General features: G+C 72.0%; 17 protein-coding genes. 8 read left to right on the forward strand and 9 right to left on the reverse strand.

What is annotated here, in order from left to right:
- Positions 1-123: 123 nt before the first annotated feature.
- Genes OH804_RS02805 through OH804_RS02815 form a run of 3 tightly spaced genes read right to left on the reverse strand, consistent with a single transcriptional unit; the run spans position 124 to position 1486 of the window.
- A complete protein-coding gene (locus tag OH804_RS02805) occupies positions 124-588 on the reverse strand; it encodes a hypothetical protein (protein WP_406062540.1) in 465 nt (154 codons plus the stop codon).
- Positions 582-1262 (reverse strand): hypothetical protein, encoded by a 681-nt coding sequence (locus tag OH804_RS02810; protein ID WP_406062542.1) that lies wholly within the window; start codon positions 1260-1262, stop codon positions 582-584. Before OH804_RS02810 ends, OH804_RS02805 begins: the two co-directional genes overlap by 7 nt.
- Entirely contained in the window at positions 1259-1486 is a 228-nt protein-coding gene (locus OH804_RS02815) for a hypothetical protein (RefSeq protein WP_196924503.1), read from the reverse strand. The genes OH804_RS02810 and OH804_RS02815 overlap by 4 nt, the downstream gene beginning before the upstream one ends.
- 244 nt (positions 1487-1730) lie before the next feature.
- Between OH804_RS02815 and OH804_RS02820 the strand changes: the two genes are divergently transcribed.
- Both OH804_RS02820 and OH804_RS02825 read left to right on the forward strand, forming a co-directional pair.
- Positions 1731-1976, forward strand: a complete 246-nt coding sequence (locus OH804_RS02820) for a winged helix-turn-helix domain-containing protein (protein WP_406062543.1) — start codon at positions 1731-1733, stop codon at positions 1974-1976.
- 239 nt (positions 1977-2215) lie between these two features.
- On the forward strand, positions 2216-2527 hold the full coding sequence (locus OH804_RS02825) for a DUF6244 family protein (RefSeq protein WP_307788798.1): 312 nt from the start codon (positions 2216-2218) through the stop codon (positions 2525-2527).
- Positions 2528-2585: 58 nt separating this feature from the next.
- Here OH804_RS02825 and OH804_RS02830 read toward each other — a convergent pair whose 3' ends face one another.
- The 4 genes from OH804_RS02830 to OH804_RS02845 form a co-directional block, all read right to left on the reverse strand.
- Positions 2586-2996, reverse strand: coding sequence for a hypothetical protein (locus OH804_RS02830; protein ID WP_406062545.1), 411 nt, complete (start codon positions 2994-2996; stop codon positions 2586-2588).
- A gap of 69 nt (positions 2997-3065) precedes the next feature.
- Positions 3066-3509, reverse strand: a complete 444-nt coding sequence (locus OH804_RS02835; RefSeq protein ID WP_406062547.1) for a nitroreductase family deazaflavin-dependent oxidoreductase — start codon at positions 3507-3509, stop codon at positions 3066-3068.
- Between the two features lie 202 nt (positions 3510-3711).
- The gene (locus tag OH804_RS02840; RefSeq protein ID WP_406062549.1) at positions 3712-4698 is read right to left on the reverse strand and encodes an SEC-C domain-containing protein; all 987 of its coding nucleotides are present in this window, start codon (positions 4696-4698) and stop codon (positions 3712-3714) included.
- 105 nt (positions 4699-4803) lie between these two features.
- A complete protein-coding gene (locus tag OH804_RS02845) occupies positions 4804-6270 on the reverse strand; it encodes an MFS transporter (protein WP_406062551.1) in 1467 nt (488 codons plus the stop codon).
- Between the two features lie 221 nt (positions 6271-6491).
- On the opposite strand from OH804_RS02845, the gene OH804_RS02850 reads away from it, so the two are divergent.
- Positions 6492-7073 (forward strand): TetR/AcrR family transcriptional regulator, encoded by a 582-nt coding sequence (locus OH804_RS02850; RefSeq protein ID WP_406062553.1) that lies wholly within the window; start codon positions 6492-6494, stop codon positions 7071-7073.
- Between the two features lie 41 nt (positions 7074-7114).
- On the opposite strand, the gene OH804_RS02855 is transcribed toward OH804_RS02850, so the two are convergent.
- Positions 7115-8473: a pentapeptide repeat-containing protein gene (locus OH804_RS02855; protein WP_406062555.1), complete on the reverse strand. Its 1359-nt coding sequence runs from the start codon at positions 8471-8473 to the stop codon at positions 7115-7117.
- Between the two features lie 203 nt (positions 8474-8676).
- On the opposite strand from OH804_RS02855, the gene OH804_RS02860 reads away from it, so the two are divergent.
- The 3 genes from OH804_RS02860 to OH804_RS02870 all read left to right on the forward strand — a co-directional run bounded on the left by OH804_RS02860 (position 8677) and on the right by OH804_RS02870 (position 12281).
- The gene (locus OH804_RS02860; RefSeq protein WP_196924489.1) at positions 8677-9471 is read left to right on the forward strand and encodes an alpha/beta fold hydrolase; all 795 of its coding nucleotides are present in this window, start codon (positions 8677-8679) and stop codon (positions 9469-9471) included.
- A gap of 174 nt (positions 9472-9645) precedes the next feature.
- The gene (locus OH804_RS02865; RefSeq protein ID WP_406062557.1) at positions 9646-11862 is read left to right on the forward strand and encodes a M48 family metalloprotease; all 2217 of its coding nucleotides are present in this window, start codon (positions 9646-9648) and stop codon (positions 11860-11862) included.
- A 2-nt stretch (positions 11863-11864) separates the two neighbouring features.
- Complete coding sequence (locus tag OH804_RS02870; RefSeq protein ID WP_406062559.1) at positions 11865-12281, forward strand: hypothetical protein; 417 nt, start codon at positions 11865-11867, stop codon at positions 12279-12281.
- Between the two features lie 68 nt (positions 12282-12349).
- Here the strand turns inward: OH804_RS02870 and OH804_RS02875 are convergent, their stop codons facing one another.
- A complete protein-coding gene (locus OH804_RS02875) occupies positions 12350-13222 on the reverse strand; it encodes an aldo/keto reductase (protein ID WP_196924484.1) in 873 nt (290 codons plus the stop codon).
- A 242-nt stretch (positions 13223-13464) separates the two neighbouring features.
- On the opposite strand from OH804_RS02875, the gene OH804_RS02880 reads away from it, so the two are divergent.
- Both OH804_RS02880 and OH804_RS02885 read left to right on the forward strand, forming a co-directional pair.
- Positions 13465-13827, forward strand: coding sequence for a YciI family protein (locus OH804_RS02880; protein ID WP_091407872.1), 363 nt, complete (start codon positions 13465-13467; stop codon positions 13825-13827).
- 132 nt (positions 13828-13959) lie between these two features.
- Positions 13960-15342: an FAD-binding oxidoreductase gene (locus OH804_RS02885; RefSeq protein WP_406062562.1), complete on the forward strand. Its 1383-nt coding sequence runs from the start codon at positions 13960-13962 to the stop codon at positions 15340-15342.
- The last annotated feature ends 210 nt before the right edge of the window (positions 15343-15552 follow it).

Below are 15552 nucleotides of genomic sequence, written 5' to 3' on the forward strand. Positions count from 1 at the left end.
GTTGTGGCCTGTCCCGGCCGCCGCCGGGCGTGATCCACTCGGTTTCATTGAAGTCGGGGTATCCCGCGCCAGTGGGATACCCCGACTTCAGCTATCCCGTGTCGATCTTCGGCCCTGTTGCGCTCACTGCCGCGCCGGTTCGCCTACCTGCTGGGGATCCGCATCGTGCGCCGTGTCATCGGCAGCGAGTGCGGCCGCCACGAGAACGTCGTCGAGTTCGCGGTCGGTGAGACCTTCGTCTTCGAGCAGGCCGAGCAGCAGCACCGTCCGCGCGACGATCGCCGCCACGTCGTGGGGCACCGGCGGACGCTCACCGAGCGCCGCCCACACCAGCGCCTCGGCGAGCATCGGGTCGACGTCGCGCCCGGTCGCGTCGTAGCGTTCCCGAGCGGACGCCACGAACCGGATCACCGGCGCGCGATCCTGCCCGGCGACGAACCGCCGCCGTACCGCCACCAACAACGCACCGGCGAGCAGGTCCGCGTACCGCCGCCAGTCCGACTCGGCAAACCGGCCCAGCCGGCGTTCGTGGCCGCGCAGCCGCCCGGTCAGCAGGCCGCGTAACGCCGCGTGCGGGTCGGTCACCATCGTCGCCTCCTGATCATCGTGAGTGCTCTCCGGTGTGCGCGTGGCCTGGTCAGACGATGCCGCCGGGTCACCAGCGCGCTCGCCGCCCGGCAGCCGCGAGCGATCACTTCGGCGTTGCCGGCGTCGCTGGCCCTGCCGTTGTCGCTGTCGTGATCGGCGTCGCTGTCTTGGTCGGCGGCGTTGTCGCGGCTGGTGGGCTGGGGCAGCGCGGGCGGTGCCGCCACCGAATGGCCGGTCAGTGCCGCCACCGAACGCTCGATCCGGCGACCGCCGACCGCGAGCCGGGCAACGACCAGGTCCAACCGGGTGATCGCCGCCGCGAGGTGCCGGGCCGCGACCACGTCCGCCACCTCCCGGGTACGCCGCAGCCGGTCCTCGGCCGCGCCCAGCCGCCAACGGACCCGAGCGGCCAGAATGGCGGCCCGGTCCGCGTCGAACCGAGCGGCGTGCAGACCGGCGAGCAGGTCCCCGACCGAGCCTCCCGGTGACTCCCGATCGGCGGCCAAGCCGGCGTAGACCAGACTCAACGCCCGCCAGCACTCCGTGACCGCGTCCTGCCAGGGCAACGGCCGACCGGGCGGCCCCGCCCCGTGCAACTGCGCGCCCGCCCGATCGGCAGCGGAGATGGTCGCCAGCCAGGCGGTCCGCAGGTCGTCCACGGCATCGGTGCTCATTCGCCCGCCTCGGCACTGGACTTGACCAGCAGGGCGAAGCGCACATCGGCACAGGGGTAGTCGACGCCGCACTCGCACAACCAGCGACGGACCACGCGGGGCGGATGGGCGAAGAGGACGTCATCGGCGTCCTCGACGTCCTGATCGGACACGAGGCGATGGCGTTGCTCGGGTAAGGCTTGGGCTGGTGGGTCGGCGGGGCATTCGTCGGGTCGATCGGGCATCGGGGGCTCCCGTCGGGTCGTCTCCTAGCTGCTCACGGCTCTTGCGTCGGGGCGGCGTGCGGGCACGCCCCGGCACGCCCGGCCGAACGGGGGGACCGACGACCGGGCGCTTCCTGCGCGGTGGGAACGAACCAGCTCCGGGTTGCAGACCTGGGAGCCAGCCAAGACAGAGCGTATATAACAAGTCATGTAAGCGCAAGCATCGACCGCACATTGCTTGCTATACAAAGTTCCTCGTGATCGAATGGCAGGGCAGACCTGGGAGACACCAATGCCCGCCAAAGCGAAGTGGGCGCTGATCGCCGACGGCATCCGCGCTCAGATCAAGTCCGGCGAACTTGCGCCGGGTGACAAACTGCCCTCGACCTCCGAGCTGTGCCGTCAGCACAACGTCTCGGCCATCGTGGTTCGTCAGGCCATCAACGCGCTCAAGATCGAGGGCTTGGTCGAAGGCGTGGGTGGCGTCGGAGTGTTCGTCGCCGAAGGCTGAACGTCCGACCCGCCCCGACGCCTCTCGGTCCTGCGTTGTTCCAATCTTGGACAGTTTCCGTTAGCTCGGCGGGCCCTCGTAACGGAAACTGTCCAAGATCTAGGTTGCCGCCCGGCTCGATCGAGGTTCCGTAGGCAAAACTCCGTCAAAGTCGCGCGCTCGGGGAGATTTCTGCCCCTGAGGTGATGCGGGAGCGAGGGGCCGGTCGCGCTGGGTGCGCGGATCTCGTACGCTCCCATGTGGTCTCCGCTGTGGTGGAGGCGATGGTCGATCACGGGGAGGTGCGCGTGAGCGCAGCACAGATCATCGCGAGGTTGGCGGCGGCGTCGCAGAAGCTGGACGAGGCGAAGGCCAAGACCGCAGCGGCAGCACAGGACGCGGCCGAGGCGCGGGCACTCGTTGCGGGCGCGCTGGAAGGCGTAGCCGCCGGTCCGCTGGTCGGCATGATCGACTCTTACCGTCAGGCGCTCGCGCAGGCGTCCCAGGGTGGCGACCCGGCCAAGCAGCATGTGCAGGAGACGATCGCCAAGGTCCGAGCGCTGGGAAACTGACCACGGGTGGTGGCAGCGCAATCCACCAACCACCCGCGCGACTTGCGATTCCGCTCGCTCAGCGGGTGATGCGGAACGTCTGCTCGAAGGTCGGGTAGTCGCAGACGTCCTGGTTGCACAGTTCGAATCCGCCGCTGATCAGTGCGACACCCTTGTGCAGGACCAGCCCGCCGCCCTCCACCCATGCTCGCCCGGTCACCGCCTGCGGCTCGCCGGTGCAGCTGTTGAGGGGCGCCCAACCGCCCGCGTAGGCGACCCTGTCGCCCGACCGCTGCCGGACGATCAGCTCTATCGCGCCGGACAGGCCGGCTGGGCAGGTCACGGTGAGGGTGATGTCCACGGCGACGCCGCGCGCGACAAGGGTCGCGGAGGTGACTTCGACGCTGCTCGCCGCGCTGGCCGGTGTCGGCGCCAGTACGACGGAGAGTGACAGCCCGAGCAGTGCGATGGTGGTGATGATGCGGCGCACGACGGTCCTCCTTGCCGGAGTGGGGTGCTTACCTGCCGTCACCCTAGCCCTCAGCAGCCATGAGGGACATCAATCGCATTCGATGACGACGACCGGGATCTCGCGGTCGGTCTCCTTCGCGTAGCGGGCGTACGTCGGGAAGACCTTCGTCATCACCGGCCACAGCCGGGCGCGCTCCTCGCCGGTCGCGGTCCGGGCCTGACCCGTGATCCGCTCCGCGCCGACCTGGATCTCCACCGTCGGGTCGGCGTTCAGGTTCAGATACCAGGCGGGGTGCTTGGCCGCGCCGCCGTTGGATGCCACCAGCAGGTAGTTGTCGCCGTCGCGCCCGTACATCAGGGCCGTGCGGCGCAGTGTGCCCGATCGGCGTCCGCGGGTGGTGAGCAGCAGCGAGGGTACGCCGTGGAAGGTGCCCCCGTCGGCGCCGTCGGTCCGCACGTAGCGCCGGATGTGGCTGGCGACCCAGCCGACCGGGCTGTCCTCGACCGTCTCGTGCTGCTCGTGTGTGGTCACGCCATCGCCTCCATCGTCGAGCCCGGACGGTCGAACGGGGTGTCGATCATACGCGGGCCTTATGCGCCGGCCGGCGCTCAAGAGGGTGCTGGCGGTTGTGGTCGAACGTGATGCCTGTGAGTCATCTTGATGACTCACAGGCATCAGGCTCTCCAGGGACATGGCCTCCCGGGGCCGCAGGGACCGAGCCGGCGGGGGAGGGTCAGCCGCGCGAGCGGGGCAGGCAGCACTTCTTGTACTTGGCGCTGGATCCGCACCAGCAGGTGTCGTTGCGGCCGGGCGGCCAGGCGGTCACGCCGGCCTCGTCGAGGCTGTCGGCGTACTCGTCGAGGGTTTCCTCGCTGGTGGGGTCGCCTCCGGTGCGTTCGGCGAAGGCCGCCAGGTCGGCGACCGTGCCGGCGACCACCCCCAGGTCGGCGCCGCCGATCCCGGAAGCCTCGACGAGGGCGCGTTCGAGCTGGGCGCGGTGCTCGTCCCAGGTGACGGGGTAGCTGTCGACGAGGGTGGGCCAGTGCAGCAGCAGCGCGGTGAACTCCGCCTGCGGCCAGAACAGCAGCGTCGCCGGGCCGTCGTCGAGGGCGTCGAGCGCGTGGGTGCTCGCGGCGCGCAGCCGGTCGGCGAGGTTGTCGTACTCGTCGTGGGGGAGGCCCTGCTCTTCGCGCAGGTCGTGCCGCTGCTGGGCCAGGCCGTAGATCATGGCGGCGGCCTCGTCCTGGGCGTCCTCGGACGCGTGCTGCTGGGTGCGGGTCCGTTCCAGGATGGCGTCCAGCGCCTCGGTGAGCCACTCCAACGCCGTGTCGGTGTGGCCGGACTCGGCCAGCTCGTCGATCAGGTACGTGGCCGTTGGGTCGGTCTCCAGCAGCGGACGCAGTGCGGTCAGCTCGGCCATGCCCTCGTCGGTGCGCCCGAGGCGCAGCAACAGGCCGCCGCGCACCGCTCGCGGGTACGCGTTGTCGTCCGGCTGCTCGGCGATGGCGCGGGTGGCCAGGGCGAGCGCGTCGGCCAGGTCGCCGGCCTGCTCCAGGATGTCCACTGCGACCAGCAGGGCGTACCCGGTGTCGTCGGGGTCCGCGACCCGCCCCTCGTCGACGGCGCCCACCAGTTCGGCGACGAGCGCGGCCGGGTCGGGGCTCTTGAGGCCCAGGGAGCCGATCTCTTCGATGCGGTCGGCGGTCAGCAACTCGGACATGGGCGCATCCTGAAAGACGACGGACGGTGGGTGGGGGAGCGGCCAGCGTACTCCTGGATATGCCGCAGCCCGGGCGGTGAACCGCCCGGGCTGCGACACGTTCCCTCAGCGGGTCGCTGGCATGGTGGCGAACTCGCCGGCTAGCTCCGACTCGACGATCGTCGTGGCGGACGGCCGGCGACCGGCCGACGCCCGCCGGGCGGACGGGACGGCGAGGGCCGCGAGCGCGGCGGCCAGGGCGATCGCCGTGAGGACGAGAAACCCCATGGTGAAGCCGGCCTCCCGGGGCAGGCCGTTGGCCTGCGGGTGCGCGGTGATCACGCCGCTGACCACGGCGGCGCCGATCGCGCCGCCGATGGTGCGGATGTTGGCGTTCATGCCGGTCGCCACGCCGGTCTGGCTGGCGGGCACGCTGGCGACGATCAGGTTGGCCATCGACGCGAAGGCCAGGCCGATGCCGAGGCCGACCAGGCCACCGGCGATGGCGACCTCCCAGCGGGTGTCGTGCGCGGTGGCGAGCATCGCGGAGGCGGCCACGTTGAACGTGGCACCGGTGGCGAGCTGCGCCTTGGCGCTGAAGACCGCCTGGAGCCGCCCGGCGACGAGGCCGGCGACGAACATCGCGACGAGCATCGGCAGCATGAGCAGACCGGCCTGGCTGATGCTGGCGCCGAAGCCGTAGCCGGCGATGGCCGGGGTCTGGAGGAACTGCGGGAGGAACGCGTACACGGAGAACATCGACGCGCCGTAGAGCAGGGCGACCAGGTTGGTGGTCCAGACGCCGGGCAGGCGCATCATCCGCATGTCGATCAGCGGGTTGGCCGAGCGCACCTCGGCGACCAGCCAACCGGCCAGCAGCACCACGGCCAGCGCCAGCAGACCGAGCACCCGGGTGGAGGTCCAGCCCCAGGTGGCGCCCTGGCTGATCGGCAGCAGCAGCGCGACCAGCCAGCCGGAGAGCAGCAGTGTGGCGCGCCAGTCGATCCGACCGGGGGTACGGACCGGCGACTCGGGCACGAACAGGTGCGCGGCCACGGCGGTCAGCCCGACCACGACCATCGGGATCCAGAACAGCCAGCGGTAGTCCAGCGTGCTGACGATCGGGCCGGCCAGCACGATGCCCAGGCCACCGCCGACGGCGACGATGGCCGAGATGGCGGCCACCGCGGTGGAGACCCGTGCGGCCGGGAACTCGTCGCGGATGATGCCGAACGACAGCGGGAAGACCGCTCCGCCGATGCCCTGGACGACCCGGGCGAGGATGAGGACGCCGATGTTCGGCGCGATGGCGGCCAGCAGGCAGCCGAGGGCGAGGGCGGCGAGCGAGACGACGAGCATCCGCTCCTTGCCGACCATGTCGCCGACGCGTCCGAGGATCGGGGTGAAGATCGACGCGCTGAGCAGGTAGGCGGTCAGGACCCAGGTCACTGTGTTCTGGGAGGTGTGCAGGTCCTGCTGGATGGTCGGCAGCACTGGGGTGATCAGCGACTGGAGCATCGCGAAGAACCCGGCGCCGGCCGCGAGCACGGTGAAGGTGAGCCGACGCGAGCCGCGTCGGGAGGTCACTGCCACGAGAGAAAACTCCCTGATTACGTACGGGAATGAAGGCTTGTCGCCCGTCGTCTGCGACGGGTGGTCTGTCGGGCCCGGGCGATCGGGGTGGCCAGGCGGCGATCGGGCGGGGTCCCGAGGTAAGCTAACCGGAGGCAGGCCTCCGGGATTCCGGAGGGGTGCCTCCACTAAGTTAGCGGAGGGGTGCCTCCGGATGCAACCAGGGTGAGGTGACGCACGTCATGACCAGCGCGGGGCAGGCGCCCGAGGTCTTCGCCCAGCGGCCCAAGCGGGCCGACGCGCGGCGTAACTACGACGCCCTGATCACGGCGGCGCGCGAGGCGTTCGCCGAGAACGGGGCTGCCGCCTCCCTGGAGGACGTGGCCCGTCGGGCCGGCGTGGGCATCGGCACGCTCTACCGCAACTTCCCGACCCGGCGGCACCTGTTCGAGGCCGTCTACGTCGAGGAGGTCCGGGAGCTGTGCCACTCCGCCGAAGGTCTGGCCGAGGTGCCACCGTGGGACGCGCTCGTCGCCTGGCTGCACCGCTTCGTCGCGTACGTCGCCACCAAGCGGGCGCTGGCCGAGCAGTTGCTGCGAGACTCCGAGATCTTCACCAGCTGCCGCACGGAGATCTTCTCGGCCGGTGAGCCGCTGATGCGTCGCGCGCAGTCCGCCGGTGTGGTCCGTGACGACATCGGCTTCGACGACGTGGTGCGGCTGATCAGTGGCCTCACCATGGCCCAGTTCCCATCACCCGAGCAGCGTGACCGGGTGCTCGGCGTGGCCATGGACGGCCTGCGTCCGCCCGCCACCCCACGCTGACGACCCAGCCAACCAGCCCGCGCTGACGCCTGTTCGGCCGGTCAGCGGTCGACCAGCAGCAGCCACTCGTCGTCGAGGGGTTCTGCCGTCGTGCCCGCCGGCCAACGGTGACCGGGATCGGTCACCGCCCGGGCCTGCTCGACCTGGGGTGGCCGGCTGAACTGTGTGTCGCGGAAGCTGGCCATGCCGTGGAACCGGGCCCGGCCGAAGTTCGCGGCGTCGACGAAGCGGGCCCTGTCGAACAGCGCCTCCGCGCCGAACACCGTCCAGCGGAACAGTGCCATGTTCGTGAAACGGACGGAGTGGAAGCCGGCCGACCGGCCGAACTCGGTGTGCTCCATCGACAGGGCGCCGTCGAAGACGGCCTCCCGGAACGTGGTGGTGTCCTCGAAGCGGGTCGCGTCGAAGCTGGTCGGCTGACCGAAGGTCACCCGGCTAAACGAGGTCGGGCCGGCGAAGCTGGCACGCCGACAGGACAGGCCGTCGGAGAACACGGCGTCGTCGAAGCTGGCCGTACCGCCGACGCGAACGTCGTCGAGCACGACCTCGCCGTCGGCCGCGAGCCCCTCGAAGACCACGTCGCCGAAGGTCGCCGCCCCGAGCAGCAGACGCCCCCGCGCCGTCGCGCCCGCGAAGGTGGTCGTACCGGTGAACGCCGTCTCGGTGAAGTTCGCGTCGACGAGCGTGCAGCCCGTGGCGTCGAAGTCGACGAGCGCGGCACCGGTCAGGTCCAGCACTACCTCCGGCCAGTGGGCCGCGTCGTCCGCGCGCAGGTGCCGGGTGAGCACGCGCTGCGCGCTGCGCCGGACCTCCGTCTCGCGCGGCTCGCCGTCGGGCGCCGGCATTCGCAGGTACGCGCAGAGCACCGCCGCGATCGTCGGGCGCTGCCCCGGATTGTCCTGGCCGAGGCGCTCCAACGCGTGCAGGCCGCCGAGGCGTACCGCCGCGCTGTCGTTGCCGAGCAGCTCGACCGCCCGGGTGTAGAGCTCGGTCAGCCGACGCTCCGCCGCGTCGTGTTCGGCGGCCCCGGACTGCCGGTCCTGGTGGCGCTGCGCGGCCTCGGCCACCGTCTCGGCGTGCGCCTGCACCCGGTCGCGGTGTACCTGGTCCCGGGCGGCGACGCTCTCCTGGTGCCGCTGCGCGCGTTCGGCGATCCACTGGCGGCGGGCGGCGAGCAGCAGCGCGAGCCCTCCGCCGGTGCCGGCGACGACGGTCAGGCCGGTGCGGATCGCGTCGATGCGCAAAGTGGCGCGGGTGTCCGGTTGGCTGGCCCGGTCGGCCTCGGTGAGCAGCAGATCCAGCACCAGCCAGCCCAGGGCGACGGCGACCAGCAGGCCGACCAGGACCAGCCACCACGGCATCACCCGCAGCTCGCGCTCGGTGGGTTCGTCGACAGCCACGGCCACAGCATGCCAGCCACCGTCGGTGTCCGATATGGAGCGTGGCGGTATGACCGTTTACGCCCCCGCCGGAACAACGGGTTACCGGCGCGTAACAAGTCATTGACGTTTCTAAATTGTTGCGGGGATGATCGTCGCACGGTCGACCGGAACCCCCACCCACCTGCCCGGTTCGCCGGGTGCCTCCCCCCGGAGGTGCAGCCATGCTGCTCCGAAAGACCGCCCTCGTCCTGGCCCTCGCCACCGCCGCGCTGCTCGCGTCCGCCGCCACGGCGACCGCCGCCCCCGCCTCTCCCGTCCCGGCCACCGCCGCCCCCACGGCACCCTTGGCCGCCGCGGCGGCCAACCCCGTCATCGTGGTCGGCGGGCTCAGCGGCATCGCCGTCGCGTACGAGCCGATCGCCGCCCGCCTACGCGCCGACGGCTACCGCACCTTCATCTACCAACTGCCCGGGCTGGGCCTCGGCGACATCCCCACCTCGGCCCGCGCGTTCGCCGGCTACGTCAACCAGGTACGCGCCAGCACCGGCGCGGCGACAGTGGACGTCGTCGCCCACTCCGAAGGGGGCCTGGTCAGCCGGTACTACCTCAAGCGGCTCGGCGGCACCGCCACCGTCGGCCGGTACGTCAGCCTGGGCACACCGCAGTACGGCACGTACGTCGCCAACATCGTGGCGTTCCTGGGCCTGGGCAGCTGCGCCGGCGTCGTGGCCTGCCAGCAGATGACCATCGGCTCGGCGTTCCTCGCCGACCTCAACGCCGGCGACGACACCCCGGGCGCCGTGCGCTACACCACCATCCGCACCTTGCAGGACGAGCTGGTCCGGCCGACCGGAAACGCCGCCGTCAACGACGGTGCGACGAACGTGCTGATCCAGGCGTACTGCCCGCTTCGGGTGGTGGGGCACCTCGGTCTGGTGCTCGACGGCACGGCGTACACCATCGTGCGGGGCGCCCTGGTCGACGGCCCGGTGCGACCCAACTGCCTCGCGCTCTGACCAGCTCCGGTGCGGCGGTCCCGGAGGGGACCGCCGCACCGGACCCGCGACGCTGAGTGTCGGGTGCGCGACGATCCTCCGAATCGGTATGGCAGACATCAGATGTCCTCGATAGCCTGCTCCGGCTGTCCATTCCCGACAGTGGACGCCATCCTCCGAGAAGGAGCAGCGCTCATGACCGAGCCGCCCACAGTGCCGCCGGAGAACACCCCGCCGACCGTGCCGCAGCTCGACGTCCGGGCCGCCCAACCGCCGTCGGCCGACACCCCGCCGCCCACCGGCGGGTTCGCCGACCGCCCACCGGGGTACCCCAGCGCGCTGGTCTGGCTGCGCGCCGGAATCCTGCGGGACTGGCGCGGCGTGCTCGGCGCGTTCGTCGCCACCTGGTTCTACCTGCCGGTCGCGCTGCTCCTGGCGTTCTGGGGCGGTCTCCTGTTCGGCATCGTCGGGCTCTTCGCCGTCGGGACCGGCGCCGACGACCAGGTGCCCCAGGTGCTGCGCGACGCCCCGCTGATCGGCTCCCTGGTCGAGGCGTTCCTGACCCGCTCCGGCGGGCTGCTCGGCGGCGTGGCCGGCTTCGCCATCGGCTTCCTGGTCGGCTTCCTCGCCGTGCTGGCCCTGCCCTGGATGGGCGTCGCCGACGAACCCTTCGCGCTGCTCACCGGCCTGATCGGCACTGTCGTCGCGGCGGCGCTGATCGGGGTCCTCTACACGCTCTACCGGGTGCTGCTCGAACCACGCCTGCTGGTCGTCTCGGGTGCGCGCCAGCCCAGCCGCCGCGAGTACGCGCGGCTGCGCCCCATGCTCGACGACTGCGCCCGACGGCTCGGCCTGCCCAGCGTGCCCCGGCTGCTCATGGAGGACGACCCGGTAGTGAGCAACGCCCGGACGTACGCCCGGCACGTGGTGGTCACCACCGCCGTGCTGACCGAACCGGACGACGAGGTGGCCGCGCTGCTCAGCCACGAACTGGTGCACTGGCGCACCGGGGACGAGATCACCAGCGCCTTCGTCCGCGGCGTCGGCCTGCCGCTGACCCTCGCGCACGCCCTGCCGACCTGGCTGATGCGGACGTTCCCGCACCCGGGCACCAACTTCGTGGTCTTCGTGTTCTTCTGGCCGATCCTGCTCACCATGCGGTACGTGGTGCTGCCACTGCACGCCCGCGACGTGCGGGCGGCCGAGTACCGGGCCGACCTCGGCGCCGTGCTCACCGGGCACGTCGACGGGCTGCGACGCATCCTGGAACGGCGGCTGTCCTTCGAAACCGGGCGCAGCGGCTGGGACGAGGCGGTCTGCGCCACCCACCCGCCGCACGAGCTGCGGCTCGACGCGCTGGAGCGGGCGTCGCTGGCCGGCGCGCCCGACGGGGCGGCCCAGCCCGTCACCGTCGATGGGCTGTTCAACTCCGCCGGCCCGGTCGGCACCCGCCGCACCTGGCTGCTGGTCGGCGCCCTCACAGTGGTCGCCTGCCTCGGCACCAGCGGGCTCGGCGTGGTGCAGTGGGCGTTCTTCCGGCCCCAGGCGGCGATCGACGGCTACTTCTCCGCGCTCGCCGACCGGGACAGCGAGGCCGCACTCGGCTACCTGACCGGCCAGGGCAGCGACACCGACACCAAGCTGCTCGCTCAACTGTTGCGCGGCAAGGGCTACCAACCACCGACCGACGTCGAGATCAGCTCGTTGGAGCGCGACGGCGACAGCGCCACCGCCACTGTGGCGTACCGGCTGGGTGACGTGCGGGAGACCACCACCCTCACCCTGTTCCGCACTGGCGAGACCACCGCCGGGCTGTTCCACGGCTGGCGGGTGAGGGGTGGGCCGATCCCGCTCAACACCGTGATCGCCGACCCCGGGGTACGGCTCAACGGTGTGGAGTTGCCGGTCGCCACCGAGGGCCCGCGACTGGTGCTGCTGCCCGGCGGCTACACCGCGACCGGCCCGTCCAGTGCGCTCAGCGAGACGCCGAGCGTGAACCTGCTGGTCGGCCCAGGGGAGACCGCCGCCGTCCTGCAACTGGCCCCGGTGCTCAAGCCGGCGGCGATCGAGGCCGTCGAGGCCCGCGTACGCGTCTGGTTGGACGAGTGCGCCAAGCAGACGGTCGCCGCCCCGCCGGGCTGCCCGTTCCGCTACTACGGCGGCTCCACGCAGAAGGTCACCTGGAAGATCCTGGAGTACCCGAAGCTCGCTGTCGAACTCAGCGGCCCGAACAGTGCGCAGGTCTCCACCCCGTACGAGACCCAGGGCAAGGTGCAGGTCAGCGGCACCACCACCTACTTCGGCGGCAGCTCACCGTTCAAGGACGAGGACGGGTTGAGAGTGACCGGCGTCGCCACCGCCGACGGGGACACCGTGACCTTCCGACCCGCCGCCGACTCATCGGGAGACTGACAGTGACCGACAGCGACACCGCAGCCCGGCTGCCCGTCCGGCTGATCATCAACCCCCGGCAGCGTCAGCCGTCGTCGGTCGACCTGCTGACCTGGATCCACCGCCGCCCCGAGTACCGGCCGGTGGTCCGGGCGGCCGGTGGCGGCGGGGGCCGGCCGGGGTTCAGCGACGCGGTGATCATCGCGGTGCTGGCCCAGGGACTGCTTCCGGGACTGTTCAACCTGTTGCAGTCCTGGGTCGACCAGCAGCGCACCGAGGCCAGCATCCGGATCCAGACCGGGGATGCCGAGGTGGAGTTGCAGGTGAGCGGGCGGACCGACTCCGCTCGCCTGCTGGCCCAGGCGACGGAGGCGCTGCGCGCCGCCCGGGAGCCCGGTCCGGAGCCTGGTTCCGCGCCCGGTCCGGACGCCGCCGGCTGAACCGACGGCGTCCGGGATCTCCGGGTTCAGGCACCGCCGGGTGACCCGACGGCGTCCGGAGCGGCGGGTCAGCTCGCCTTGGCGAGCGCCTCGAACTCGTCGTCGGTGAGCCGCACGTCGGCGGCGCCCACGTTCTCCTCCAGGTGCGCCACCGAGGACGTACCGGGAATCGGCAGCATCACCGGCGAGCGGCGCAGCAGCCAGGCCAGCGCGAGCTGCGCGGGCGACGCGCCGTGCGCGTTGGAGATGGCGTCCAGCGGGCCGCCCGGGCGGGCCAGCTCACCGGTCGCGATCGGGAACCACGGGATGAACGCGAGGTCGTTGCGCTCGCAGAACTCCAGCACGTCCTCGGCGCTGCGGTTGGCGAGGTTGTACAGGTTCTGCACCGACGCGATCGTGGTGATCGCCCGAGACTCCTCGATCTGCGCGACGCTCACCTCGGACAGCCCGATGTGCTGGATCTTGCCTTCCTCGCGCAGCAGGGCCAGCTCACCCAGCTGGTCGGCGAGCGGCACCTTCGGGTCGATCCGGTGCAGCTGGTACAGCGGGATGCTGTCCAGGCCGAGGTGACGCAGGCTCAGCTCGCACTGTTGGCGCAGGTACTCCGGGCGGCCCAGCGCCCGCCAGTCGCCGGGGCCGGAGCGGCTCAGCCCGGCCTTGGTCGCGATCACCAGGTCGTCGGCGTACGGGTGCAGAGCCTCCCGGATCAGCAACTCCGACACGAACGGCCCGTACGAGTCGGCCGTGTCGATGAACGTCACGCCCAGCTCGACCGCACGGCGCAGCACGCGAACCGCCTCGGCCGGGTCCTTCGGGTCACCCCAGACACCCGGGCCGGTGATCTGCATGGCCCCGTAGCCGAGCCGGTTGACGGTGACGTCGCCACCGATCCGGTACGTGCCGGACGCCTTCGCGGGCTGCTCACTGATATTTGTCGCCATTGCCCGATCCCCAATCGTCTCGTCGTGGCGGGCGTGGACAGCGCGGGCGTGAAGAGCCCACCCGCCACTGATGGATCATCCCCCGGAACCCCGCCCTCATGCCGCTGGTCGGCCGACTGTGGGCGCGGACACCCCGTCGGCGCGTCGAGCCGAGTTGCCGGGAAGCGCCCGGTACGACAGGGGTGTCCGTGCGACGCTGGCCGGAGCCGGTGCGTTCCGGCGTGACGGCGGAGGGAGCACCCATGGGAGTGCCGCAGGTCAACTTCGCGCTCGACACGTACGAGTGCATCGTGATCTATCCCGGCGCGGCCGGGCGGGCCCTGCCCGCGGAGACCGTGCAGCGGTTGCAGGCCGAGCACGCCGAACACATGCAGGCGTTGCAGCGACGCGGCATCGTCCTGGTCGCCGGCTCAGTGGACGGGCCGGCGCGCGAGCCCGATCCGCCGATCGGCTTCGGGCTGGCCCGCACCGGCAGCGTCGACGATGTGCGCAGCGTGCTGGAGGCCGACCCGGCGGTGCAGGCCGGGCTCTACCGGGTGGAGGTGCTCACCTTCCTCTGCCCGGCCGGTTCCCTGGAGTTCCCGCTGGTCAAGGCGGGCAGCTGAGCCGCCGGCCCATCGGTGGCTGTCGTGATGGTGACGGCGCTCGCCCGCCTGCCGGTGCTACGGTCGCGCCCAGCGCGGGCCGCCGCCGGGGCGTACCCGGTGTCGTGGGTCGGCCCCGGTCGAGGAGTCGCCATGCTCTCCGCCGCCACCCCCGATGTCGCGTCCGCCGCCGCCCGACTGCGTGCCCTTCTCGGCGACCGGCTGCACGAGCCGGGCGACCCCGGTTACGCCACCACCACCCGGCTCTGGAACGGCGCCGTGGCGCGCACGCCCGCGCTGGTCGCCCGGTGCCGGGACGCCGACGAGGTGGCCGGGTCGGTCCGAATCGCCGCCCGGTGTCACCTGCCCGTCTCGGTCCGCTCCGGAGGGCACGACTGGGCCGGCCGGGCGCTGCGCGACGGCGCTCTGGTGCTCGACCTGACCGGGCTGCACGCCGTCGAGGTCGACCCGGACAACGCCACGGTGACCATCGGCGGTGGCACCACGGCGGCCGAGTTGCTCGCCGCCGCCCGCCCGTACGACCTGGTGGTCCCCACCGGCGTGGTCGGCGCCGTGGGGATGGCCGGGCTCACCCTCGCCGGCGGGTACGGCCCGCTCTGCGGTCGGTTCGGTCTGGCCCTGGACAGTCTGCTCGGCGCGGAGGTGGTCCTCGCCGACGGCCGTCGGGTCACCGCCGACCCCCGCCACGACGCCGAGCTGTACTGGGCGCTGCGCGGCGGCGGTGGGAACCTCGGCATCGTCACCGAGCTGCGCTTCCGCGCGCACCGGCTGCCCGGCGTCCTGGCCGGCATGATCATGTTCGCGCTCTCCGAGGCGCCGGCCGTGCTGCGCGGCTACGGCGCGCTGGTCGCCGAGGCCCCGGACGAGCTGACAGTGATGGCCGGCTTCCTGCCCGGCCCGGCCGGTGAGCCGGTGATCTTCGTGTGTCCGTTCTACAGCGGCCCGGACCTGGCCGCCGGGGCGCCGTGGATGGACCGGCTGCGGGCGCTGGGCACCCCACTGGTCGACCAGATCGGCCCGATGCCCTACGCGGACGCGCTGCGGATGTTCGACGGCGGAATGGTCGACGGCAACCACTACCTGCTGCGGACCCGGTGGTTGCCCGCGCTCACCGACGGCACCGTTGACACGCTCGTCAACGCGGCCCGGCAGGTCACCTCGCCGTTCTCCGCGCTGGCAGTGCACCACTTCCACGGCGCGGCCAGCCGGGTCCGACCCGCCGACACGGCGTTCGGCCTGCGCACCGACCACCTGATGACCGAGGTCATCGCGGTGTGGGCGCCCGGCGACGAGGTCGGCCCGCACCGCGAGTGGGCCGAGCGGACCTCCGCGGCACTCGCCCCGCACGCCCTGCCCGGTGGTTACCCCAACCTGCTTGCCCCGGAGGAGACCGACCGGGTCCGGCTCGCCTACGGCGCGAACTGGGCGCGGCTGCGCCACGCCAAGCGCCGCTACGACCCCCGCGACCTGCTCCACGCGGTGCCCACCCTGCCGCCCTCGGTACCCCCGGAATGAGCCGCCACCGACCGCCGTCGGGCCACTCGGAGTGGGCCGCCGCCGGGAGCACCCCGACAGCGCACGTCACCGGAGGCGTACGATTCCCGGCGCGCGGTCGCTGATGCCCGTCGCCACAACGTTCCCGGTGCGGTTCCGCCCGCCGGCCCGACGCGCACCGCGCGTCGTTGGACAACTGTTCCACTGCCTGCAAGGGGTCGGCCCCGAGTC

This window comes from Micromonospora sp. NBC_00860, from assembly GCF_045207375.1.
Classification (GTDB): domain Bacteria; phylum Actinomycetota; class Actinomycetes; order Mycobacteriales; family Micromonosporaceae; genus Micromonospora; species Micromonospora vinacea.

What these genes read in the sequence shown, in the direction of transcription:
- OH804_RS02860 (WP_196924489.1), top strand. Translation starts at nt 8,677, where the DNA reads ATGCTGCTCCGAAAGACCGCCCTCGTCCTGGCCCTCGCCACCGCCGCG.
- OH804_RS02850 (WP_406062553.1), top strand. Translation starts at nt 6,492, where the DNA reads ATGACCAGCGCGGGGCAGGCGCCCGAGGTCTTCGCCCAGCGGCCCAAG.
- OH804_RS02805 (WP_406062540.1), bottom strand. Translation starts at nt 588, where the DNA reads ATGGTGACCGACCCGCACGCGGCGTTACGCGGCCTGCTGACCGGGCGG.
- OH804_RS02875 (WP_196924484.1), bottom strand. Translation starts at nt 13,222, where the DNA reads ATGGCGACAAATATCAGTGAGCAGCCCGCGAAGGCGTCCGGCACGTAC.
- OH804_RS02865 (WP_406062557.1), top strand. Translation starts at nt 9,646, where the DNA reads ATGACCGAGCCGCCCACAGTGCCGCCGGAGAACACCCCGCCGACCGTG.
- OH804_RS02840 (WP_406062549.1), bottom strand. Translation starts at nt 4,698, where the DNA reads ATGTCCGAGTTGCTGACCGCCGACCGCATCGAAGAGATCGGCTCCCTG.
- OH804_RS02810 (WP_406062542.1), bottom strand. Translation starts at nt 1,262, where the DNA reads ATGAGCACCGATGCCGTGGACGACCTGCGGACCGCCTGGCTGGCGACC.
- OH804_RS02885 (WP_406062562.1), top strand. Translation starts at nt 13,960, where the DNA reads ATGCTCTCCGCCGCCACCCCCGATGTCGCGTCCGCCGCCGCCCGACTG.
- OH804_RS02820 (WP_406062543.1), top strand. Translation starts at nt 1,731, where the DNA reads ATGGCAGGGCAGACCTGGGAGACACCAATGCCCGCCAAAGCGAAGTGG.
- OH804_RS02880 (WP_091407872.1), top strand. Translation starts at nt 13,465, where the DNA reads ATGGGAGTGCCGCAGGTCAACTTCGCGCTCGACACGTACGAGTGCATC.
- OH804_RS02815 (WP_196924503.1), bottom strand. Translation starts at nt 1,486, where the DNA reads ATGCCCGATCGACCCGACGAATGCCCCGCCGACCCACCAGCCCAAGCC.